Source organism: Streptomyces sp. NPDC048257 (assembly GCF_043201855.1).
In the GTDB taxonomy this organism is placed as follows: Bacteria; Actinomycetota; Actinomycetes; order Streptomycetales; family Streptomycetaceae; genus Streptomyces.
Map to the genome: position 1 here is coordinate 68,792 of NZ_JBICZI010000018.1, position 21,730 is coordinate 90,521.

Below are 21,730 nucleotides of genomic sequence, written 5' to 3' on the forward strand. Positions count from 1 at the left end.
TCCCTTTCACACGTCACACCCCACGGAGATCACGATGAGTTCACGCAACAGCCACGCGAACAAGGCAGCGGCCCGCGAGCGTCTGCGCGCCGAGCGCGAGGCCCAGGCCAAGAAGGACAAGATGCGCCGCCAGGTGATCGTGGCGGGCGGCGTCGTCCTCGCGCTCGGCGTGATCGGCGCCATCGGCTACGGGGTCATGCAGGCCAACCAGCCGGGCCAGTGGGAGAAGGCCGCCAAGGCCGAGCTGGTCAAGCCGAAGAACACCACGGGCGAGGACGGCACCACGGTCGTCGTCGGCAAGGCCGACGCGAAGAAGACCCTGGAGCTGTACGAGGACTCGCGCTGCCCGGCCTGTGCCTCCTTCGAGCAGGCGGCCGGTGAGCAGGTCAAGAAGGACGTGGACGCGGGCAAGTACAAGCTTCAGTACTTCGGCGCCACCTTCATCGACAACGCCGTCAAGGGCGAGGGCTCGAAGAACGCGCTGAGCGCCCTGGGCGCGGCGCTGAACGTCAGCCCGGAGGCCTTCCTTCAGTACAAGGCGGCGCTCTACTCCAAGGAGCTGCACCCGGAGGAGACCGTCGACAGCTTCGCCAAGGACGACTACCTGCTGAAGGTCGCGGACACGGTCCCGGCGCTCAAGGGCAACGCCGAGTTCAAGAAGGCCGTCGAGGACGGTACGTACGACCGGTGGGCGCTGGAGATGTCGAAGGTCTTCGACAAGTCCGGGGTGAAGGGCACGCCGGCCCTGAAGATGGACGGCAAGAAGATCGAGACCCCGCAGACGGCGGAGCAGTTCACGGCGGCGATCGACAAGGCCCTGCAGGGCTGATCCCCGGCCAACCGGGGACGCTTTCCGGCCAGACCGCTTGAACGGGCGGGCGAACTCCGAGAGTTCGCCCGCCCGTTGCGCTCCGACACCTGTTCCCAGGGGTGTACCCGTCGGTAATGTGCTGGCCCGTGACCAGTCATCTCTCCTCCTCCCCGACCTCGGCATCGCCCCGCCGCCGTACGGTCGTTCTCGCCGCGGCGGCCACGGCCGCGCTGGCGCCCCTCACCTCGCTGGGTGCCTCCGCCGCCCACGCGGCGGGCACCGGGCCGGCCTTCCTGCACGGCGTCGCCTCGGGCGACCCGCTGCCCGACGGGGTCCTGCTGTGGACCCGTGTCACCCCCGCCCCCGAGGCCGTACCCGGCTCCGGGCTCGGCCCCGCCACCCAGGTGGGCTGGGAGGTGGCCTCCGACAAGGACTTCTCCCGCGTCGTCGCCTCCGGAGCCGCCACCGCGAGCGCCACCACCGACCACACGGTCAAGGTGGACGTGCGCGGGCTCCAGCCACAGACGCCGTACTGGTACCGGTTCACCACCGGCGCCGCCGTCTCGCCCGTCGGACGCACCCTGACCACCCCGGCCCACGAGACGACGACCGCCGGGGTCCGCTTCGGTGTGGTCTCCTGCGCCAACTGGGAGTCCGGCTACTTCTCCGCCTACCGCCACCTGGCGACCCGTACGGACCTGCACGCGGTCCTGCACCTGGGCGACTACGTCTACGAGTACCAGTCCGGGGGATATCCGGAGGCGAAGTACGTCGTACGCCCGCACGAGCCGAGGCACGAGATCGTCTCGCTCGCCGACTACCGCACCCGCCACGGCATGTACAAGACGGACGCCGACCTCCAGGCCCTGCACCACGCGCACCCGGTCATCGCCATATGGGACGACCACGAGTTCGCCAACGACACCTGGGCCGGCGGCGCCGAGAACCACACCCCGGGGGCCGAGGGCGAGTGGGCGGCCCGCGCGGCCGCAGCCAAGCAGGCGTACTTCGAGTGGATGCCCGTACGCGCGTCCATCGCGGGGACCTGTTACCGGAGGCTGCGCTTCGGCACCCTGGCCGACCTGCACCTGCTGGACCTGCGCTCCTTCCGTTCGCAGCAGACCAAGGTGGGCAGCGGCTCGGTGGACGACCCGGAGCGCACCATCACCGGGCGCGCCCAGCTGGACTGGCTCAAGTCGGGCCTCACGGGCTCGGCCGCGACGTGGAAGCTGGTCGGCACCTCGGTGATGATCTCGCCGGTGGCCTTCGGTTCGCTGCCCGCGCACCTGCTCAAGCCGCTGGCCAAGCTGCTCGGTCTGCCCGAGGGCGGGATCGCGATCAACGTGGACCAGTGGGACGGGTACACGGACGACCGCAAGGAGCTGCTGGGCCACCTGAAGGACCGGGGCGTCAAGAACACCGTGTTCCTGACCGGCGACATCCACATGGCCTGGGCGAACGAGGTCCCGATGAACATGGCCACGTACCCGGGCTCGGGGACGGCCGCGACCGAGTTCGTCGTCACCTCGGTGACCTCCGACAACCTCGACGACATCCTGCACGTCCTGCCGGACACCCTCTCACTGGTCGCCGAGACGGCCGTCAAGGCCGCCAACCGGCACGTGAAGTGGCTCGACATGGACGCGCACGGCTATGGCGTGCTGGACGTGACGGCGGAGCGCTCGCAGATGGACTACTACGTGGTGTCCGACAAGCGGCAGCCGGGTGCCACATCCGCATGGACCCGGTCGTACCGGACGCCGAACGGGACCCAGAAGGTGGAGCGGGCCTATCAGCCGGTTCGCTGATCGACCGTCAATCCTTCTGTCACGTGGGGCGCCTGGTACATACCAGGCGCCCCACGTGCGTCAGAGGCAACAAATCTTTTACGTAAGACACTTGACCTGAATATGTCATGCACACATAAGCTTCGCGCCAGCTGAAGAAGATCCTTCAGGCCACCACCCCCCGCAACCCCCCACGCGAGGAGCACACGTGCGCGCAGTTGCCCGCATATCCCCCCTTCTCCGCCGCCGCCTGATGGGCACGGCAGTCCTGGCCGGAACCTTGGCTTTCACCCCGCTCGCGGCCCCCACCACGCTCGCGGCCGCCAAGTCCCCCGCCGAGGTCTGCGCCGACCAGCCCGCCGCCTCCGGCGCCGCCAACGCCCGGGTGGCCCGCGCCCACGACGAGCACGCGGACGAGCCCAACGCCGTCAGTGACGCGCAGGCGAAGGCCATGGACGCCGACCTCAAGGCGAAGCTCGACAAGGCCCTCAAGAACCAGCCGCAGCGCAGCCTCGCCGCCGCCGAGGCCGTCGTGAACATCCCCGTGTACTTCCACGTCGTGCACTCCGGCGCCACCGGCAAGCTGACGGCCACGGACGTCGGCAAGCAGCTCGCGGTCCTCAACGCCGCCTACGGCGGCCAGGGCACCGGCAACGTCAACACGAACTTCCAGTTCACCCTGGCGGCCACCGACTACACGGACAACGCCTCCTGGTACAACCTGGCTTCCGGCTCCCAGGCCGAGAAGGACATGAAGAACACCCTGCGCAAGGGCGGCCCGGGCGCGCTCAACTTCTACACCGCCAAGCTCTCCGGCGGACTGCTGGGCTGGGCGACCTTCCCGACCTCCTACGCCTCCAGCCCCAAGATGGACGGCGTGGTCGTGCTCGACAGCTCGCTGCCGGGCGGCTCCGCGGCCAACTACAACGAGGGTGACACCGCCACCCACGAGGTCGGCCACTGGCTGGGCCTCTACCACACCTTCCAGGGCGGCTGCAGCGGCAACGGCGACTACGTCTCCGACACCCCGGCCGAGAAGAGCGCCGCGTACGAGTGCCCGACCGGGCGCGACAGCTGCGCGAGCAAGCCGGGCGCGGACCCGATCCGCAACTTCATGGACTACACGTACGACTCCTGCATGTACCAGTTCACCGCCGGTCAGGTGGCTCGCATGTCGAGCAGCTGGACCGCCTACCGGGCGGGCTGACCCCACCGGCAAGGGCCCGGTCCGGCATCCGCCGGGCCGGGCCCTGCGCCGTCCGCGCTCCTACAGGCCGTCGAGGAAGCCGACGGCGACCTTCCAGACCTGCTCGGCGGCCTCGGCGTCGTAGTCGTCCAGCCCCGGGTCGGTGAACAGGTGCCCGGCGCCCGGGTAGCTGTGGACCTCCACGTCGGCCCCCGCGCGCTGCATCCGCAGGTACCAGGCCGTCAACCAGTCGTGCGGCTCGAACGGGTCGGGGTCCGCGATGTGCAGCTGCACGGGCAGCTCGTCCACCGAGGCGCCGTCCTCCAGGTCCGCCGTCCCGTGCAGGAGCAGCAGCCCGCGCGCCTTCTCGTCGGCCATCGCCAGGTGCTGGGCGACGGAACCGCCGAAGGAGAAGCCCGCGTAGACCAGGCCCTGGTCCGAGTAGGGGGCGGAGGCGAGCACCGCGCGCTTCAGCAGTTCGTCACGGCCGATCTCGTCCCGGTGGGCCATGCCCTCCTCGACGGTCTCGAAGGTGCGTCCCCCGAAGAGATCCGGCACCTGGACCTCGTGCCCGGCCGCGCGCAGCCGGTCGGCCGCCGCGTGCACCGCGGGGCGCAGCCCGTACGTCGAATGGAAAAGCATGATGTTCATGCCTCCATCGTGCCAGCTACGTTCGTCCCCATGGAGATGGAGAACGTCCTGCGCCCCGTGATCGTCATCGGCGGCGCACTGGTCGCCACCCTGATCGCGGGCTGGCTGCTGGACCTGCTGCTGCGCCGGGCCGACGTCCGGCACACCGAGACCCCGCTGTGGGGCCTGCTGCGCCGCTGCCGACTGCCCTTCCAGGTCGTCCTGTGCACCTCGCTGCTCCGGGGCTCGTACCGGCAGGCGGAAATCCTGCCCGACCACACCTTCGGCGTCGGCCGGTTCCTCACCCTGGTCCTGATCGCCTCCGCGGTCTGGCTGGCGGTGCGGATCGCGACGGCCGCGGTCGACTCGACGTACGCGCGCTACGCGGCGGCGACCGAGGACGAGGCCCGGGTGCGCCGGGTCCGCACCCAGGTCACCCTGATCCACCGGGTGGTGACGGCGGTGGTGGTCGTGGTCGCCGCGGCGGCGATGCTGCTGACCTTCCCGCCGATGCGTACGCTCGGCGCCTCCGTGCTGGCCTCGGCGGGAGTCCTCGGCATCGTGGCCGGCATCGCCGCCCAGGCTTCGTTGAGCAATCTCTTCGCCGGACTCCAGATCGCCTTCGGTGACACCGTCCGGATCGGCGACACGGTCGTCGTCGACAAGGAGTGGGGCCGGGTCGAGGAGATCACCCTGACCTTCCTGACGGTCCGCACCTGGGACGAACGGCGCATCACGATGCCGGTCTCGTACTTCACGAGCAAGCCCTACGAGAACTGGTCGCGCGGCGGCGCGCAGATGACCGGCACGGTCTTCTGGCACCTGGACCACAGCGCGCCGATCGACCTGATGCGGGAGCAGCTTGGGCTCGTCCTGAGCGAGATCCCGGAGTGGGACGGCCGGGGCGGGACCCTGGCCGTGACGGATACCACACCGCACACCGTCCAGGTCCGCGCGGCGATCACGGCGAAGGACGCCGACGACCTCTGGACGCTGCGCTGCGCGGTCCGCGAACGCCTGATCACCTGGCTGGTGACCCACCACCCGTACGCCCTCCCCCGCATCACCACGGCCCAGGCGCCGCAGGCCCCTTAGCCGGCGGCCGTGGGCAGCAGCGCGGCCGCGCACTCCTCGGCGAGGTCCTCGGCGTGCGGCGGCAGCGGTTCGCCCGCGCGCAGGTGACGGCGGACCACCGAGAGCGGCAGGTCGATCAGGGCCAGGGTGATGCGGTCCCGGTCCTGGGGACCGGTCGCGCCGAGCGACGCGGCGAGGGCGCCGAGGGCGGCGTACACACGCTGATTGCCGGAATCGGCCCGCGCGGTGTGCTCGTCCGACCAGTCGGCGCGGCCGAACTCCCACGGCCCGTGGAGCAGGAGGGCGGCCTCCTCGGGGTGGGCGCGGCTCCACGCCACGACGTGCCGGGCGGCGGCGCGGGCGGCCGGGCCCGGGTCGGGGTCGCTGTGCAGGCTGGCGAAGTAGCCCTGCTGGAACCGCTCGACGGTACGCAGCCACACCTCGGCGAGCAGGGCGCTGCGCCCGGCGAAGCGGTGGTACATGGAGCCGCTGGGCGCGCCGATCGCCTGGGCGACGGCGGACATGCTCACACCGCCGGGTCCGCCGGAGGCGGCGAGCCGGACGGCGGCGTCGAGGATCTGGTCGGTGTCGAAGCGGGGTGGTCTCGCCATGAATCAGAGAGTACCCTCCAGATTATTAGAGACGCATCTCTAATAATCTGGAGGGGAGGACCCATGGGCGTCTACAACGTGCACGAGCGTCTGATCGCGGCGCCGGGGAGCGAGGTCGGCGCACTCGTCGACACACTGTCCGCCGGGGAGGACGACAGGCTGTGGCCCGGCCGCCTGTGGGAGGACATGGAGCTCGACCGCCCCCTGGGGGTCGGGGCCGCGGGCGGACACGGACCGGTGCGCTACACGGTGGCCGCGTACGTGCCGGGGACCTGGGTCCGCTTCACCTTCACCGGGCCCCGCGGATTCCACGGCTTCCACGAGTTCGCCGTGCTGCCCGTCGACGCCGAGCGCACCGTGCTGCGGCACACCATCGCGATGACGGTCAGCGGCCTCAGCCGCATCACCTGGCCGCTGGCCTTCCGCCCGGCGCACGACGCCTTCCTGGAGGACAGCCTGGACCGCGCCGAACTGGCGTGCACGGGCACGGTCGCCCGCCCGGCCCGCTGGTCCCCGTACGTCCGCTTCCTCCGCGGGCTGGAACGCCTCGTGTCGCGGCCCGCCCAGGCCCTGGCCGGGCCGCCCCGTCCCTAGGGGGCCCGCAGGCTGCGTACGTCCAGGTGCCGCAGCACCCGGTCCACGATCTCCGGGTCGGAGCCGGGTTCGCTGCGGGCCGCCAGGACCTCGTGGCGGGCGGCCGACATCATCTCCCGCTGGATCCGCTGGATGTCGCGGAGCCGCTCCACCCGCTTCGCGTACGCCTCGCGCCGTTCCTCGTCCACCATGTCGGGGCTGATCCTGGCCCCCACGTCGTACGCGCGCCGGTACAGCTGCTCGGCCAGGTCCTCCGGCAGCTCCTCCGCGTCCTGGATCTCCCTCAGCCGCTGCTTCGCGGCCTTGGCGGCGCGGATCGCCAGCTGCCGCTCCGCGTCCCGGTCGGCGTCCGTGTCGGCCTCCACCCCCAGCCGCCGTACCAGCCACGGCAGGGTCAGCCCCTGGCACACCAGGGTCGTCATGATCACCGCGAACGCGATGAAGATGATCTGGTCCCGCCCGGGGAACGGCTCACCGGCGTCCGTCCGCAGCGGAATGGCCAGGGCCAGGGCCACCGAAGCCACCCCGCGCATCCCGGCCCACCACATCACCACGCTCTCCCGCCAGCTCAGCGGGATCTCCTCGTCGTAGTCGCGCCGCCGGTGCAGCTTCTGCGCGACCCAGCCGGCCGGCAGCAGCCACAGCAGCCGTACCCCGACCACCACCGCGACCACGACCGCCGCCCACCCGGCCATCTCCCACTCGCGGTCCTTCGCCGTGCCGAACACGTTGTGCAGCTCCAGACCGATCAGCCCGAAGGCCACCCCCGTGACCAGCATGTCGACGACCTCCCAGAAGGTGTGCCCGGCCAGCCGCCCCAGCACGTCGTCGGCGTCGCTCGCGTACTCGGCGAGGAACAGGGCCGTCGTCAGCACGGCCAGCACCCCCGACCCCTGGAGTTCCTCCGCCACCACGTACGAGACGAACGGCACCAGCAGCGTCAGGCCGATCTGCAGGGTGGCGTCGCCGAGCCGCCCCATGAGCCGGTGGGTGGCCCAGCCGAGCGCGAGCCCGACGGCCACGGCCACCACGGCGGAGAGCACGAACTCCCCGAGCGCGTCGGGCCAGGAGAAACTGCCGCTCACGACGGCGGCGACGGCCACGTGGTAGAGCACGATCGCCGTCACGTCGTTGAAGAGCCCCTCGCCCTCCAGGATCGACACCATGCGGCGGGGCAGTCCCAGCGATCCGGCGACGGCCGTGGCGGCCACCGGGTCGGGCGGAGCGACGAGCGCGCCGAGCGCGACGGCGGCGGCGATCGGCAGGCCGGGCACGACGGCGTTGGCGACGGCGGCCACGGCGGCGGTGGTGACGAACACCAGGGCCACGGCCAGCAGCAGGATGGGCCGGACGTTGGCTGCGAACTGCCGCCAGGAGGTGCGCTGCACGGAGGCGTACAGCAGTGGCGGCAGCACCAGCGGCAGGATGTAGTCGGGCGGGATCTCGACGTTCGGCACGGCGGGCACCAGCGCGAGGACCACCCCGCCGATGGTCATCAGGACGGGCGCGGGCAGTCGGAGCCGGTCCCCGAGCGGCACGGTGACCACGGCCCCGAGCAGGAGCACGAAGAGCAGAGCAAGCTGATCCACTCCCCCACCCTGCCAGGCCGCTGCGCTCGGCGGTGCGGTGATGAGGTGCGGGCTCACCGTGTCGGGCTCCGCCCGAACCCTGTTACGGCGCTCCGCGCCCGCGCCTCAAGCGCCGGCGGGGCTGGATCTTCCAGCCCCGCCGGCGCTTGAGGCGCGGGGTCTGGGGCGGAGCCCCGGCAGCGGCGCCGCACGTGCGCATCCGGCTACGGCAGAGGGCGCCGCATCGCGCGGTGGGGGATGCCCGCGTCCTGGAACTCCGGGCCGTAGGCCACGTACCCGAGCCGCTCGTAGAAGCCCAGCGCATGGGTCTGCGCCCCGAGGTCGACGGCCGCCAGGCCCCTGCGCTCCGCCTCCGCCTCGATCGCCCGGACCAGCGCCACCCCGACGCCCAGCCCGCGCGCGGACTCGGCGACGGCCAGCCGCCCCAGCGAGCCCACACCCGGCGCCCCGCCGGTCTTGGCCAGCGCCGCGTCCCCGAACAGCAGCCGGCCCGTGCCGAGTGCGGTCCCGTCCTGCGCCACGGCCAGCACGTGCACCGCGTCCGCGTCGTACGCGTCGTACTCGATCGACTCCGGAACCGACTGCTCGACCACGAAGACCTCGTGCCGCACCGCGAAGCAGGCGGCCCGGTCGGTCTCCCCCTGCGCGACCCGGACCTCGTAGGCCGTCACTCGCTCTCGGCGCGGATCACGTCCAGCGCGTGCTGGAGGTCCGCCGGGTAGGTGCTCTCGAACTCGACCCACTGCCCGTCCGACGGGTGCTCGAAGCCGAGACGCACCGCGTGCAGCCACTGCCGGGTGAGGCCGAGCCGCTTCGCGACGGTCGGGTCGGCGCCGTAGGTCAGGTCGCCGACGCACGGGTGCCGGTGTGCGGCCATGTGCACGCGGATCTGGTGCGTACGGCCGGTCTCCAGCTTGATGTCCAGCAGCGAGGCGGCGCGGAAGGCCTCGATCAGGTCGTAGTGGGTGACGGAGGGCTTGCCCTCCTGGGTCACGGCCCACTTGTAGTCCGCGCTCGGGTGGCGGCCGATCGGCGCGTCGATCGTGCCGCTCATCGGGTCCGGGTGGCCCTGCACCAGCGCGTGGTAGCGCTTGTCCACGACCCGCTCGCGGAACTGGTTCTTCAGCGAGGTGTACGCGCGCTCCGACTTGGCGACGGCCATCAGGCCGGACGTGCCGACGTCGAGGCGGTGCACGATGCCCTGGCGCTCGGAGGCGCCGGAGGTCGAGATGCGGTAGCCGGCCGCGGCGAGGCCGCCGATGACGGTGGTACCGGTCCAGCCGGGGCTCGGGTGGGCGGCGACGCCCACCGGCTTCATGATGACGACGATGTCGTCGTCGTCATGGACGATCTCCATGCCGGGGACGGGCTCGGCGACGACCTCGACCGGCCGGGCCGGTGCGGGCATCTCGACTTCGAGCCAGGCGCCACCGTGCACACGCTCGGACTTCCCGACGACACTGCCGTCGACCGACACCTTCCCCGCGGCCGCGAGATCGGCCGCCTTCGTCCGGGAAAATCCGAACATACGGGCGATGGCGGCGTCGACGCGCTCGCCCTCGAGGCCATCGGGAACGGGCAGGGTGCGGATCTCGGGAATCGTACTCACCCGTCGAGTATGCAGGACGGGGCGGACGAGCCGTCCCGCGATCAGTCCTTGTGGACGGTGCCGTCCGGGTCCAGGCCCTTGAACGACAGCAGGACGATCAGGATGCCGCCGCACACGATCGCCGAGTCGGCGAGGTTGAAGACGGCGAAGTGGGCCGGCGCGATGAAGTCGACGACCGCACCCCGGAACACACCCGGCGCACGGAAGATCCGGTCGGTCAGGTTGCCCAGCGCGCCGCCCAGCAGCAGGCCCAGCGCGATCGCCCACGGCAGGCTGTACAGCTTGCGGGCCAGCCGCACGATCACCACGATCACGGAGGCCGCGATGCAGGTGAAGATGATCGTGAAGGCCTCGCCGAAGCCGAAGGCGGCGCCGGGGTTGCGGACCGCCTCGAACTTCAGCAGGTCACCGATGATCTCGATCGGCGGCTGGTGCTCCAGGTGCGCCACGACCAGCATCTTGGTGCCGAGGTCCAGCAGGTAGGCGAGCACCGCCACGACGAGCAGAGCCGTGATCCGACGGCGCCACTTGGGCCCGGCGGACTCAGGCTGGGTGTCGTCCCCGACCTCCGGCGTACCGATGATGCGCTCCGCCTCTGCCACGTGAGTCCCTCGAACTAGCTCGAACCAGGCTCCTCCTGGACCCTGACGGACACGAGGGTACGTCAGGGCCCCCGCCCACCGCCTGCCCGACCTCGCCAAGGCGCCCCCTAGTGCCGCCGCTCCTGCTTCTGCTTGCAGTCCACGCACAGCGTGGCCCGCGGGAAGGCCTGCATCCTGGCCTTGCCGATGGGCTGCCCGCAGTTCTCGCAGAGCCCGTACGTGCCCGCTTCGAGCCGTTCCAGGGCCCGCTCGGTCTGCTCCAGCATCGAGCTGGCGTTCGCCGCGAGCGCGAGCTCGGACTCCCGGGTGATGTTCTTGGTGCCCGTGTCGGCCTGGTCGTCGCCCGCGCCGTCCCCGGAGTCCCGCATCAGGCCGGTGATGGCCACCTCGGACGCGTCGAGCTCGGCCCGCAGTCGCAGCACCTCCGACAGGAGCTCCGCACGGGCGTCCTCGACCTCCTTGGGGGTCCAGGGGTCCTCCCCGGGCCGTACGGCGAGCTCGCCGGGGGCCAGGGCCGCCGTCGCCCGCGCCTTGGGGAGCCCACTGGTTGCGGCCGTGGCCGTCTTCCTCGCCGTACCCGCGCTCTTCTTGGCAACCACTTTCCGGACTCCCGTCTTCTTCGCGGCATGCGCCGCCCCCTCGGCCCCGGCCTTCTTGGCCGTGGCCGTCCGCTTCTCGACGGCGGTCGTCTTGTCGACGGCGGTCGCCTTCCCGTCCGGAGCGGGCGCGCCGGCAGCGGTCTTCCGGGTAGCGGTCGCCTTCTTGGCGGGAGCCGCGTCCTCGGTGACCGCCGCCTTCCCGGCGGCCTTCCCGACAGCCTTCTTGGCAGTACTCCCGGCGGTCTTCTTCGCCACCATGGCCGCGACCCCTTCACATACTGTGATCTTTGCTCGCGAATCGTGCCGGAACGATAAATCGACACCGGCCCCGCGGCAACGGGGCACGCATCCAGCGAGGTCAACCTGCATCCGTTGTGCCCATCAGGAGCCCTGGTAATCCGCCCCTCCCGCCCCACCCGAGCCGGGGACGCCGGCGCAGGCCCGTTCGGGTCACGCCGGGGGTCGCGCCGGGGCCCCGCGCGGGCCCTCCCCGCACCCCCGCCACGCCGGGCCGGCGGCCCCCGCACGGGCCCCCGTAAACCGGTCTGCCGTGCGCCCTGTGGGCCCGTACACTGGGCCCAGCGAAAGGCATGGACGGGGACGAGTAGCGTCGTACGCAGCCAGGAGCGACCCGGGGACGGTGAGAGCCCGGGGGCGAGCGCGATGTGAAGGATCACCCCTGAGCCGCCGGAAGAAAGCCGCACGGGATCCCCGTACGGCGAGTAGAACCGGCTTCGCACCCCAATGAGGGGGCCACCGGATCCGTCCGGCGGCCAAGGAGGGTGGTACCGCGGGAGCAGCAGTCGGCTCTCGTCCCTCCGGACGGAAGTGACACCCCGCCGGAGGAAGAGTTCAGCCTCATGACCACACCGCCGCAGTACCGCCCGGTACCCGCCCAGGTCGACCTGCCTGCCCTCGAGCACGCCGTCCTCGACTTCTGGCGCGAGAGCAAGACCTTCGCCAAGACCCTGGAGCAGTCCGAGGGCCGCCCCGAGTGGGTCTTCTACGAGGGCCCGCCCACCGCGAACGGCATGCCCGGCGCGCACCACATCGAGGCCCGCGTCTTCAAGGACGTCTTCCCCCGCTTCCGCACCATGCGCGGCTACCACGTGGCCCGCAAGGCCGGCTGGGACTGCCACGGCCTGCCCGTCGAGCTCGCCGTCGAGAAGGAGCTGGGCTTCAACGGCAAGCAGGACATCGAGGCGTACGGCATCGCCGAGTTCAACGCCAGGTGCCGCGAGTCCGTGACCCGCCACACCGACGCGTTCACCGAGCTCACGACCCGGATGGGCTACTGGGTCGACCTGGACGACGCCTACCGGACCATGGACCCCGAGTACGTGGAGTCCGTGTGGTGGTCGCTGAAGGAGATCTTCAACAAGGGTCTGCTCACCCAGGACCACCGCGTCGCCCCCTGGTGCCCCCGCTGCGGCACCGGCCTCTCCGACCACGAGCTGGCGCAGGGCTACGAGACGGTCGTCGACCCCTCGGTCTACGTCCGCTTCCCGCTGACCTCCGGCCCCCTCGCGGGCGAGGCGGCCCTGCTGGTCTGGACGACGACCCCCTGGACCCTGGTGTCCAACACGGCCGTCGCCGCGCACCCCGACGTCACCTACGTCGTTGCCACGCGCACCGGCGCCGAGGATTCGGAGAAGCTGGTCGTCGCCCAGCCGCTGCTGGAGAAGTCCCTGGGCGAGGGCTGGGAGGCCACCGGCGAGACCTTCACCGGCAAGGAGATGGAGCGCTGGACCTACGAGCGCCCCTTCGGCCTGGTCGAGTTCCCGGCCCCGGCCCACTACGTCGTGAACGCCGAGTACGTCACGACCGAGGACGGCACCGGTCTGGTCCACCAGTCCCCCGCCTTCGGCGCCGACGACCTCGCGGTCTGCCGCGCGTACGGCCTGCCCGTCGTGAACCCGGTCCGCCCCGACGGCACCTTCGAGGAGGAGGTCCCGCTCGTCGGCGGCGTCTTCTTCAAGAAGGCCGACGAGAAGCTGACCGCCGACCTGGACGCGCGCGGCCTGCTCTTCAAGCACATCGCCTACGAGCACAGCTACCCGCACTGCTGGCGCTGCCACACGGCCCTGCTCTACTACGCGCAGCCGTCCTGGTACATCCGCACCACCGCCGTCAAGGACGCGATGCTGCGGGAGAACGAGAAGACCAACTGGTTCCCGGACTCCGTCAAGCAGGGCCGCTTCGGCGACTGGCTGAACAACAACATCGACTGGGCGCTGTCGCGCAACCGCTACTGGGGCACCCCGCTGCCGATCTGGCGCTGTGAGGAGAACCACCTCACCTGTGTCGGCTCCCGCGCCGAGCTGTCGGAGCTCTCGGGCGAGGACCACTCGGCCCTGGACCCCCACCGCCCGTACATCGACGAGGTCACCTTCCCCTGCACGGCGGAGGGCTGCACCCTCACCTCGGTCCGCGTGCCGGAGGTCATCGACGCCTGGTACGACTCGGGCTCGATGCCGTTCGCGCAGTGGGGCTACCCGTACAAGAACAAGGAGATCTTCGAGAAGCGCTACCCGGCGCAGTTCATCTCGGAGGCCATCGACCAGACGCGCGGCTGGTTCTACACGCTGATGGCGGTCGGCACCCTCGTCTTCGACAAGTCCTCCTACGAGAACGTGGTCTGCCTGGGCCACATCCTCGCCGAGGACGGCCGCAAGATGTCCAAGCACCTGGGCAACATCCTCCAGCCCATCCCGCTCATGGACCAGCACGGCGCGGACGCGGTGCGCTGGTTCATGGCGGCCGGCGGCTCCCCGTGGGCGGCCCGCCGCGTGGGCCACGGCACGATCCAGGAGGTCGTCCGCAAGACCCTCCTCACGTACTGGAACACGGTGGCCTTCCAGGCCCTGTACGCCCGTACGTCGAACTGGGCGCCCTCCGCGGCCGACCCGGCCCCGGCCGACCGTACGGTCCTGGACCGCTGGCTCCTCTCCGAGCTCCATACCCTGACCTCCGAGGTCACGGAGGCGATGGAGTCGTACGACACCCAGCGCGCCGGCAAGCTGCTGTCCGCGTTCGTGGACGACCTGTCGAACTGGTACGTCCGCCGCTCGCGCCGCCGCTTCTGGCAGGGCGACAAGGCCGCGCTGCGCACCCTGCACGAGGTCGTCGAGACGGTCACCCGCCTGATGGCCCCGCTCACCCCCTTCATCACGGAGCGGGTCTGGCAGGACATGATCGTCCCGGTCACCCCGGACGCCCCGGAGTCGGTGCACCTGTCGTCGTGGCCGGTGGCCGACACGGCGGCGATCGACCCGGGCCTGTCCCAGCAGATGCAGCTGGTCCGCCGGCTGGTGGAGCTGGGCCGGGCGACGCGCGCCGAGTCCGGCGTCAAGACCCGCCAGCCCCTCTCCCGGGCCCTGGTCGCGGTCTCGGGCTTCGAGTCCCTCTCCCCCGAGCTGCACTCGCAGATCACGGAGGAGCTGAACGTCTCCTCCCTGGCCTCCCTGTCGGAGGTCGGCGGGTCCCTGGTGGACACGACGGCGAAGGCGAACTTCCGGGCGCTGGGCAAGCGCTTCGGCAAGGGCGTGCAGGACGTGGCGAAGGCGGTGGCGGCGGCCGACGCGGCGGCGCTCTCCCTCGCCCTGCGGTCCGGCACCGCGTCGGTCGGGGTGAACGGCGAGGAGGTGGCCCTCACGCCGGAGGAGGTCATCATCACGGAGACCCCGCGCGAGGGCTGGTCGGTGGCGTCCGACTCGGGCGCGACGGTGGCCCTGGACCTGGAGATCACCCCGGAGCTGCGCCTGGCGGGCCTGGCCCGTGACGCGATCCGCCTGATCCAGGAGGCCCGGAAGAACTCCGGCCTCGACGTGGCGGACCGCATCGCGCTCCGCTGGTCCTCCACGGACCCGGAGGTCGTCACGGCCCTGACCGACCACGCGGCCCTGATCGCGGACGAGGTCCTGGCGACGGACTTCGCCCCGGGCGAGGCGGACTCCTCCTACGGCGCCCCGTTCACGGACGAGCCCCTGTCCCTGACCTTCCGCCTCCGCAAGGCGTAACCCCGGCCCGAGCGGCCCGCACCCCCGCACCCGGGGGTGCGGGCCGCTCTGCTTTCCCCACCCCGCGGAAGATCAGCCCCGCTTCCAGCCCCGCCAACGCTTGAGCCCCGCCCTTCCAGCCTCGCCGGCGTTTGAGGCGCGGGGTCCGGGGCGGAGCCCCGCTCTCCCAGCCCCCCCGGGCTTGAGCCCCACCCCTCCAGCCCCGCCGGCGTTTGAGGCGCGGGGTCCGGGGCTGAGCCCCAGGGGCCCGGGCGGAGCCCGGGAACGGGAACGGGCCGGGCCCGGTGCCCCCGAAGGGGAACCGGGCCCGGCCCGTAGAGCGGCTGCCGACCGCAGAGACGGCGGCGGCGCCTAGTTGTCGTCCTCGTCGATCAGAAAGCCCCGCATCGGCGACGGCGCCTGCATCGGCTGCGGCGCATTCGGCCGCACCGGAGCCATCGGCTGGGTCATCGCCGGGGACATCTGCTGCTGGTTACCGCCGTAGGACGGCGCACCCATCGGGGAGGGACCGCCCATGGGGGACGGGCCACCCATCGAGGGACCGCCCATGGAGTGGCCCATCGCACCGGCCGGAGCCATCGACGGCGACGGCGACGGCGGCAGCGCGGGACCGGCCGGATTGCGCGGCGGGGCCAGGGAGTCGTCCGCCTGGGTCTCCAGCTGACGCAGCTGCGACTCGAGGTAGGACTTCAGACGCGTACGGTACTCACGCTCGAAGCCCCGCAGGTCCTCGACCTTGCGCTCCAGCGTGGCGCGGGCGGACTCCAGGGAGCCCATCGCGACGCGGTGCTTCTCCTGAGCGTCCCGCTCCAGCGCGTCGGCCTTGGCGCGGGCGTCCCGCTCCAGGCCCTCGGCGCGCGACCGGGCCTCGCCGACGATCTTGTTGGCCTCGGAGCGGGCCTCCGCGATCGCCTGGTCGGCGGTCTGCTGCGCCAGCGACAGGACGCGGGCGGCGCTGTCGCCACCGGGGCCCTGCTGCGGAAGCTGCGGCTGCTGCTGGTGCATCTGCTGCATGGGCTGCATCTGCTGCCCCATCGGCTGCATCTGCTGGCCCATGGGCTGCATCTGCTGGCCGAGCGGGTTCTGGCCGCCCATCGACTGCTGCTGCATGGGCTGCTGGCCCATGCCCTGCGGTCCGCCCATGGGGTGCTGCTGCATGGGGCCGCCCATCGGGCCGCCCATGGGGCCGGGGCCCTGCTGGCCCTGGCCGCCGGGGCCCGGCGGAAGCTGCGGCTGGCCGCCCGGGAGCTGCGGCGGGCCCATCTGCTGCTGCTGCTGCGGCGGGCCGGATATGGCCGCGGGCACGGGGGCGCCGGGGCCTCGCTGGTCCTGGGGTTCCGGCTTGCGCATGCCCTGCTGCTGCTGGTTCTGCGCGGCGGCACGCGTGGCGGCGGCCAGCTTGGCGCGCAGGTCCTCGTTCTCGCGCAGCAGGCGCGTCAGTTCGGACTCGACCTCGTCGAGGAAGGCATCGACCTCGTCCTCGTCATAGCCTTCTCGGAGGCGGACGGTCGTGAACTGCTTGTTCCGCACGTCCTCGGGAGTCAGCGGCATGTCTTCTTCACCTCTACGTAGTCGTCGGCAGTCGGCAAGACCGTATCGGGACTGTCCCCACGCGTGCGGGGAAGCTCATCGTTCACACGCTTCTCGCAGCGGTGCTCACGAAACTGATGAGGATGTAAACGATGATCATCAGAACGAAGAAGGACAGGTCGAGTGCCACGCCCCCGAGACGCAACGGCGGAATGGCCCGCCGAAGAAGCTTGAGCGGTGGATCGGTGACAGTGTAGGTGGCCTCCAGAACGACCACCATCGCCTTGCCGGGTGTCCATGAACGTGCGAACTGGAACACGTAATCCATGACCAGTCGGAAGATCAGCACGATGAGGAAGCACATCAGCGCGATGTAGACCACTTGCAGTGCGACGCCCATCCCGCGCTTCCCTCTCCCCGTTCCTCGCTCTGTTCCCGGCCCCGTGTCTGACGGATCGGTCTAGCTTTGGTTGAAGAACCCGCCCTCCGCGATGCGGGCCTTGTCCTCCGCCGTGACATCGACGTTAGCAGGCGACAGCAGGAACACCTTCTGTGTCACGCGTTCAATGCTGCCGTGCAGACCGAAGACAAGACCGGCGGCGAAGTCCACGAGACGCTTCGCATCCGTGTCGTCCATCTCCGTGAGATTCATGATCACCGGAGTGCCCTCACGGAAGTGTTCCCCGATGGTACGGGCCTCGTTGTAGGTCCGGGGGTGCAGCGTCGTGATGCGGTACGGCTCCCGCTCGGAGACGACCTTGGGCATGATCACGGGGGCGTTCTTCTCCAGGTTCGTGCGATCAGGTGTGATGGATGCCACGGGGGCGATTCGCGCAGGACGTCCGTTTTCCACCGGAATTGGGATGGGTTCACGCTGCGCCGGAGGCTGTACGGCTCGTACCGGTTCGTCCGGTACGGGCGATTGGTGCACGGGCTGCTGTCGGCGATCCCGAGCACGCTCCATCTCGGGCTCGGGCTCGAACTCGTCGTCGGGGTCGTACCCCGGGTTGTCGTACCGGTCGTCCTCCACGAGGCCGAGGTAGACCGCCATCTTGCGCATCGCGCCGGCCATTCTCCGAGTCCTCCGCTCTGTGGTGGATCGCCCTGTCGCAGGTGCCGCCGTGTCACGAATGTCACCAACTGCCCGCGATCCACGTGGTCTGCCCGCCCATCAGCGGGAATGACCATATTTTCTGCTGTGGTCCGACTTTCTTCGCGACGTTACCCGAGCCGGGGTCTCGCGCCGAGTACCGCAGTGCCGACGCGTACATGTGTCGCACCGGCCGCCACGGCCTGTTCCAGGTCTGCACTCATCCCGGCCGACACCATCGTGGCAGCCGGATGGTCCACGCGCATGCGGGATGACAATTCCATCAACCGCTCGAAAGCGGCCTGTTCGCGTCCCGCGTAGTGGCCGGATAGCGGAGCGACCGTCATCAGGCCGTCCATGCGCAGTCCGGGCGCCCCGGCGACGAGGTCCGCCAACTCCGCGAGCTGCTCCGGCGCCGCCCCTCCCCGGGCTCCGCGCCCGCCCGATTCGGCGTCGAGGGCGATCTGCACGAGGCACCCGAGCTCCCGGCCGGCGTTCACCGCGGCCGCCGAGAGGGCGGTGACGAGCTTCGGCCGGTCGACCGACTGCACGACGTGCGCGTATCCGGCCACGGAACGGACTTTGTTCGTCTGCAACTGACCGACGAAGTGCCAGGTGAGCGGCAGATCCGCGCAGGCCGCAGCCTTGGGGGCGGCATCCTGGTCACGATTCTCCGCCACATGACGGACACCCAGGTCCGCCAGCAGTCGTACGTCGCTCGCGGGGTAGGTCTTGGTGACCACGATGAGCGTCACCTCGTCCCGCCCGCGCCCCGCCGCCGCGCAGGCGGACGAGATACGTTCCTCCACCCGCGCCAGGTTCTCGGCGAGCTCCGACTTACGATCCGTCATTCTTCTTTTCCCCCGGGGGCCCGGGGGTTTCCCCCCGGGAAAGCTCTGTCAACCACACATATCCGGCAAGACGCCCGGTCACCCGGTCGCGGCGGTACGAGAAGTGGTCCCGCGACTCCAGTGTGCAGACCGGGGACCGGCCGCCGTTCACCACCCCCGCCCGAACCAGCTGGGCGTGCACCCCGGCGACGACGTCGACGGCCGGTGTCCCCCAGCTCGTCTCGGCCCGGGCGGCGGGGACCGCTTCGGCCACCGCCTCCCGCATCTCGGCGGGCACCTCGTAGCAGTGTCCGCAGACCGCGGGTCCCGTACGGGCGACGATCCGGCCGGGTTCGGCCCCGAGGGCGACCATCGCCTCGACGGCGGCGGGCACCACCCCGGCGACCAGTCCCGGCCGCCCCGCGTGGGCGGCCGCCACGACCCCGGCGACGGGGTCCGCCAGCAGGACGGGGGTGCAGTCGGCGGTGAGCACCGCGAGGGCGAGTCCCCGACGGGCGGTCACCACCGCGTCCACCGCGGGGATCTCCGCGTCCCCACCCCAGGGGCCGTCCACCACCGCCACGTCCCGGCCGTGCACCTGGTTCATCCAGACCACCAGGTCCGGGTCGAGCCCCAGGGACTTCGCCGCGAGCTCCCGGTTCGCGCGAACGGCGGCCGGGTCGTCTCCGACCGCGCCGCCGAGATTGAGCTCCTCGTACGGAACGGCGCTCACCCCGCCCCACCGGTCGGTGAAGGCGAAGTGGGCGCCGCCCACGTGATGCTGCTCCGGTGTCACTTCAAGAAGTCCGGGACATCCAGTTCCTCGGCCGGGCTGTCCTGGTACGGCCGGGCCGTGGGGACCTGCGGCGCGGGGGGCTGGACCTCGGCCGGGGCCGCCTCGACCGGAGCCGGGGGCTCCTCGCGCGGGGTGACCGAGCCGAGTCCGCCGAAGGCCGGGCGGGCCGGCTCGGCGGCGCGGACCGGAGCCGGGGCCGGCTCCTCGCGCTTGGTGGACGCGGCGCCGATGACGTTGTCCCGGCGGGCCGGGGGCTGTCCGCCGTCGAACCCGGCCGCGATGACGGTGACCCGTACCTCGTCGCCGAGCGCGTCGTCGATGACGGCGCCGAAGATGATGTTCGCCTCGGGGTGCGCGGCCTCGCTGACCAGCTGCGCGGCCTCGTTGATCTCGAAGAGACCGAGGTCCGAGCCACCGGAGATGGAGAGCAGCACGCCTCGGGCGCCGTCGATGGACGCCTCGAGGAGCGGCGAGGAGATCGCCATCTCGGCGGCGGCCACCGCGCGGTCGTCGCCGCGGGCCGAGCCGATGCCCATCAGGGCCGAGCCGGCCTCGGACATCACGGACTTGACGTCGGCGAAGTCGAGGTTGATCAGACCGGGGGTGGTGATGAGGTCGGTGATGCCCTGGACGCCCGAGAGCAGGACCTGGTCGGCCGACTTGAAGGCGTCGAGCACGCTGACCTGGCGGTCCGAGATGGACAGCAGTCGGTCGTTGGGGATGACGATGAGGGTGTCGACCTCTTCACGGAGCTCGGCGATGCCGTCCTCCGCCTGGTTCGCGCGGCGCCGGCCCTCGAAGGTGAACGGCCGGGTGACCACACCGATCGTCAGGGCGCCCAGCGAGCGCGCGATGTTGGCGACGACAGGTGCGCCGCCGGTGCCGGTGCCGCCGCCCTCACCTGCGGTGACGAAGACCATGTCGGCCCCCTTGAGGACCTCCTCGATCTCCTCGCGGTGGTCCTCTGCCGCCTTGCGACCGACGGCCGGGTTGGCGCCGGCGCCGAGGCCACGGGTGAGTTCCCGGCCGACGTCGAGCTTGACGTCGGCGTCGCTCATCAACAGCGCCTGGGCGTCCGTGTTGATGGCGATGAACTCGACGCCCTTGAGACCGACCTCGATCATTCGGTTGATGGCATTGACACCACCGCCGCCGACACCGATGACCTTGATGACTGCGAGGTAGTTCTGCGGTGCTGCCACGTCGAAGGCCTCTCGCCTCGAGTTACGTGTCGCCGCCTCGCGGGCCTGCGTTGCGACGACTGATGCCGAAATAGGGACGGTCCGAACGCGCCGACCCGAACCCTCACCCTGAAGTTTAGGGTTAGGGGTGTGTCTGTTCCTCGGACTCTTCCGAACAGGACACTAAGTCGACAAGTAGCGCGTGTTCAACGAACACGCCGAACCTCCCGTTTTTCTTTTCACCCTATGTGATCACCCGTATCGCTGGCCAACCAGGGTGCGCCGCTGTTGGACCGGACGTCAACTCCCGGACGCAGCAGGGGCGGTGGGGACGCTCACGTCGAAGTGAGCCGCCTTGGGCGCCGCTTTCAACAAAGCGTTCAGTGCGCGCCCCTTGGCGTCGCTCTGCTCGCCGCTCCCCCACGTCACGGACCGTCCCCGGGTCAGCTCCAGGACGACCGAATCATAGGAACCGACCTTGACCTGCACGGTTTCCCTGGCGATCGACGCCGGGAGGGCGCCCGCGACGAGTACGGCCTCGTGCAGCAGCCGTTCCTCGTCGAAGCGGCGGGCGCTCGGCGATCGGTCGGCGTTCAATTCGAGGACCGGAACACCCGCGGGTGCTTTCGGAACCGTGTCGAATCGCACACCCGATGCGTCCACTTCGACGAAGCTGGCGTCCTTTTTGATGAGCAGGACGGGTTTGCGTTCCGTCACTTTCAGACCGATGCCGTGCGGCCAGGCCCGCACCACGTCGACCGAATCGATGCGCGGCAGCCGGCCGCGGACGCGGCTCTCGATCTCCTCGGTGTCGACGCTCACCAGGGGCGCGCCGACCGGAACGGCCGCGGCGCCGAGGACCTGCTCGGAGGTGAGCACCTCCATGCCGGTGGCGGCGACCTTCTCCACGCGGAGCCAGGAGGAGCCGTAGAGCACCCAGGTGCCGCCCGCGACGAGGAGCACCGCGGCGGCCAGGGAGGCCAGCACGGGGCCCCGGCGCAGGCGTGCGCCGGAGCCCTTCGCCGGCCTGGCGGCCTTCGGGTCCTTGGGGGCCTTGGGCTCCTTCGGGCCCCTGGGGGCCTTCGGGGGCCTGGGAGGGCCGGCGCCCTTGCGGGCGGCCGGGCCGGGCCGATCAGAAAACGGTGTCCCGCGCCGTGCGGTCGTCCCTCCGGCCACTCCTGTGCCTCCTGCG

20 protein-coding genes are annotated in these 21,730 nt (G+C 71.1%); 6 read left to right on the plus strand and 14 right to left on the minus strand.

The annotated features are described in order from the left end of the window. The first annotated feature begins 34 nt into the window (after positions 1-34). The 3 genes from ACGFZK_RS27480 to ACGFZK_RS27490 all read left to right on the plus strand — a co-directional run bounded on the left by ACGFZK_RS27480 (position 35) and on the right by ACGFZK_RS27490 (position 3,805). Entirely contained in the window at positions 35-829 is a 795-nt protein-coding gene (locus ACGFZK_RS27480) for a DsbA family protein (protein ID WP_393851529.1), read from the plus strand. Positions 830-945: 116 nt separating this feature from the next. After that, positions 946-2,619 (plus strand): alkaline phosphatase D family protein, encoded by a 1,674-nt coding sequence (locus ACGFZK_RS27485; protein ID WP_393851530.1) that lies wholly within the window; start codon positions 946-948, stop codon positions 2,617-2,619. A gap of 232 nt (positions 2,620-2,851) precedes the next feature. Then, positions 2,852-3,805 carry a zinc metalloprotease gene (locus ACGFZK_RS27490; protein ID WP_393851600.1) on the plus strand — a complete coding sequence of 318 codons (954 nt, stop codon included), beginning with the start codon at positions 2,852-2,854 and terminating at the stop codon, positions 3,803-3,805. 60 nt (positions 3,806-3,865) lie between these two features. Here ACGFZK_RS27490 and ACGFZK_RS27495 read toward each other — a convergent pair whose 3' ends face one another. Beyond that, a complete protein-coding gene (locus tag ACGFZK_RS27495; protein WP_393851531.1) occupies positions 3,866-4,435 on the minus strand; it encodes a dienelactone hydrolase family protein in 570 nt (189 codons plus the stop codon). A 36-nt stretch (positions 4,436-4,471) separates the two neighbouring features. Between ACGFZK_RS27495 and ACGFZK_RS27500 the strand changes: the two genes are divergently transcribed. Then, entirely contained in the window at positions 4,472-5,509 is a 1,038-nt protein-coding gene (locus ACGFZK_RS27500) for a mechanosensitive ion channel family protein (RefSeq protein WP_393851601.1), read from the plus strand. On the opposite strand, the gene ACGFZK_RS27505 is transcribed toward ACGFZK_RS27500, so the two are convergent. After that, positions 5,506-6,099: a TetR/AcrR family transcriptional regulator gene (locus tag ACGFZK_RS27505; RefSeq protein ID WP_393851532.1), complete on the minus strand. Its 594-nt coding sequence runs from the start codon at positions 6,097-6,099 to the stop codon at positions 5,506-5,508. The two genes, ACGFZK_RS27500 and ACGFZK_RS27505, sit on opposite strands and share 4 nt — an antisense overlap. Positions 6,100-6,162: 63 nt before the next feature. Between ACGFZK_RS27505 and ACGFZK_RS27510 the strand changes: the two genes are divergently transcribed. Further along, positions 6,163-6,693 carry an SRPBCC family protein gene (locus tag ACGFZK_RS27510; RefSeq protein WP_393851533.1) on the plus strand — a complete coding sequence of 177 codons (531 nt, stop codon included), beginning with the start codon at positions 6,163-6,165 and terminating at the stop codon, positions 6,691-6,693. Here the strand turns inward: ACGFZK_RS27510 and ACGFZK_RS27515 are convergent. The 5 genes from ACGFZK_RS27515 to ACGFZK_RS27535 all read right to left on the minus strand — a co-directional run bounded on the left by ACGFZK_RS27515 (position 6,690) and on the right by ACGFZK_RS27535 (position 11,350). Further along, positions 6,690-8,282 (minus strand): Na+/H+ antiporter, encoded by a 1,593-nt coding sequence (locus tag ACGFZK_RS27515; RefSeq protein ID WP_393851534.1) that lies wholly within the window; start codon positions 8,280-8,282, stop codon positions 6,690-6,692. The genes ACGFZK_RS27510 and ACGFZK_RS27515 overlap by 4 nt on opposite strands. Before the next feature lie 203 nt (positions 8,283-8,485). Next, positions 8,486-8,953, minus strand: coding sequence for a GNAT family N-acetyltransferase (locus ACGFZK_RS27520; RefSeq protein ID WP_393851535.1), 468 nt, complete (start codon positions 8,951-8,953; stop codon positions 8,486-8,488). Continuing rightward, positions 8,950-9,891: an RluA family pseudouridine synthase gene (locus ACGFZK_RS27525; RefSeq protein WP_393851536.1), complete on the minus strand. Its 942-nt coding sequence runs from the start codon at positions 9,889-9,891 to the stop codon at positions 8,950-8,952. The genes ACGFZK_RS27520 and ACGFZK_RS27525 overlap by 4 nt, the downstream gene beginning before the upstream one ends. A gap of 41 nt (positions 9,892-9,932) precedes the next feature. Beyond that, positions 9,933-10,472 carry a signal peptidase II gene (gene lspA / locus ACGFZK_RS27530; protein WP_393851602.1) on the minus strand — a complete coding sequence of 180 codons (540 nt, stop codon included), beginning with the start codon at positions 10,470-10,472 and terminating at the stop codon, positions 9,933-9,935. Positions 10,473-10,600: 128 nt separating this feature from the next. Next, entirely contained in the window at positions 10,601-11,350 is a 750-nt protein-coding gene (locus ACGFZK_RS27535; protein WP_393851537.1) for a TraR/DksA family transcriptional regulator, read from the minus strand. Positions 11,351-11,952: 602 nt separating this feature from the next. Between ACGFZK_RS27535 and ileS the strand changes: the two genes are divergently transcribed. Next, entirely contained in the window at positions 11,953-15,111 is a 3,159-nt protein-coding gene (ileS, locus tag ACGFZK_RS27540) for an isoleucine--tRNA ligase (protein ID WP_393851538.1), read from the plus strand. 351 nt (positions 15,112-15,462) lie between these two features. On the opposite strand, the gene ACGFZK_RS27545 is transcribed toward ileS, so the two are convergent. From ACGFZK_RS27545 to ACGFZK_RS27575, 7 genes are all read right to left on the minus strand, one after another. After that, positions 15,463-16,662, minus strand: a complete 1,200-nt coding sequence (locus ACGFZK_RS27545; protein ID WP_393851539.1) for a DivIVA domain-containing protein — start codon at positions 16,660-16,662, stop codon at positions 15,463-15,465. A gap of 82 nt (positions 16,663-16,744) precedes the next feature. Further along, entirely contained in the window at positions 16,745-17,041 is a 297-nt protein-coding gene (locus ACGFZK_RS27550) for a YggT family protein (protein ID WP_030385571.1), read from the minus strand. A gap of 60 nt (positions 17,042-17,101) precedes the next feature. After that, positions 17,102-17,713, minus strand: a complete 612-nt coding sequence (locus ACGFZK_RS27555) for a cell division protein SepF (protein ID WP_393851540.1) — start codon at positions 17,711-17,713, stop codon at positions 17,102-17,104. Between the two features lie 149 nt (positions 17,714-17,862). Further along, complete coding sequence (locus ACGFZK_RS27560) at positions 17,863-18,582, minus strand: YggS family pyridoxal phosphate-dependent enzyme (RefSeq protein ID WP_393851541.1); 720 nt, start codon at positions 18,580-18,582, stop codon at positions 17,863-17,865. Beyond that, positions 18,569-19,336: a peptidoglycan editing factor PgeF gene (gene pgeF, locus ACGFZK_RS27565; protein ID WP_393851542.1), complete on the minus strand. Its 768-nt coding sequence runs from the start codon at positions 19,334-19,336 to the stop codon at positions 18,569-18,571. Before pgeF ends, ACGFZK_RS27560 begins: the two co-directional genes overlap by 14 nt. 17 nt (positions 19,337-19,353) lie before the next feature. Continuing rightward, positions 19,354-20,559: a cell division protein FtsZ gene (gene ftsZ / locus ACGFZK_RS27570; RefSeq protein ID WP_393851543.1), complete on the minus strand. Its 1,206-nt coding sequence runs from the start codon at positions 20,557-20,559 to the stop codon at positions 19,354-19,356. 279 nt (positions 20,560-20,838) lie between these two features. Then, positions 20,839-21,714 (minus strand): cell division protein FtsQ/DivIB, encoded by an 876-nt coding sequence (locus ACGFZK_RS27575; RefSeq protein ID WP_393851544.1) that lies wholly within the window; start codon positions 21,712-21,714, stop codon positions 20,839-20,841. Positions 21,715-21,730: the final 16 nt, after the last annotated feature.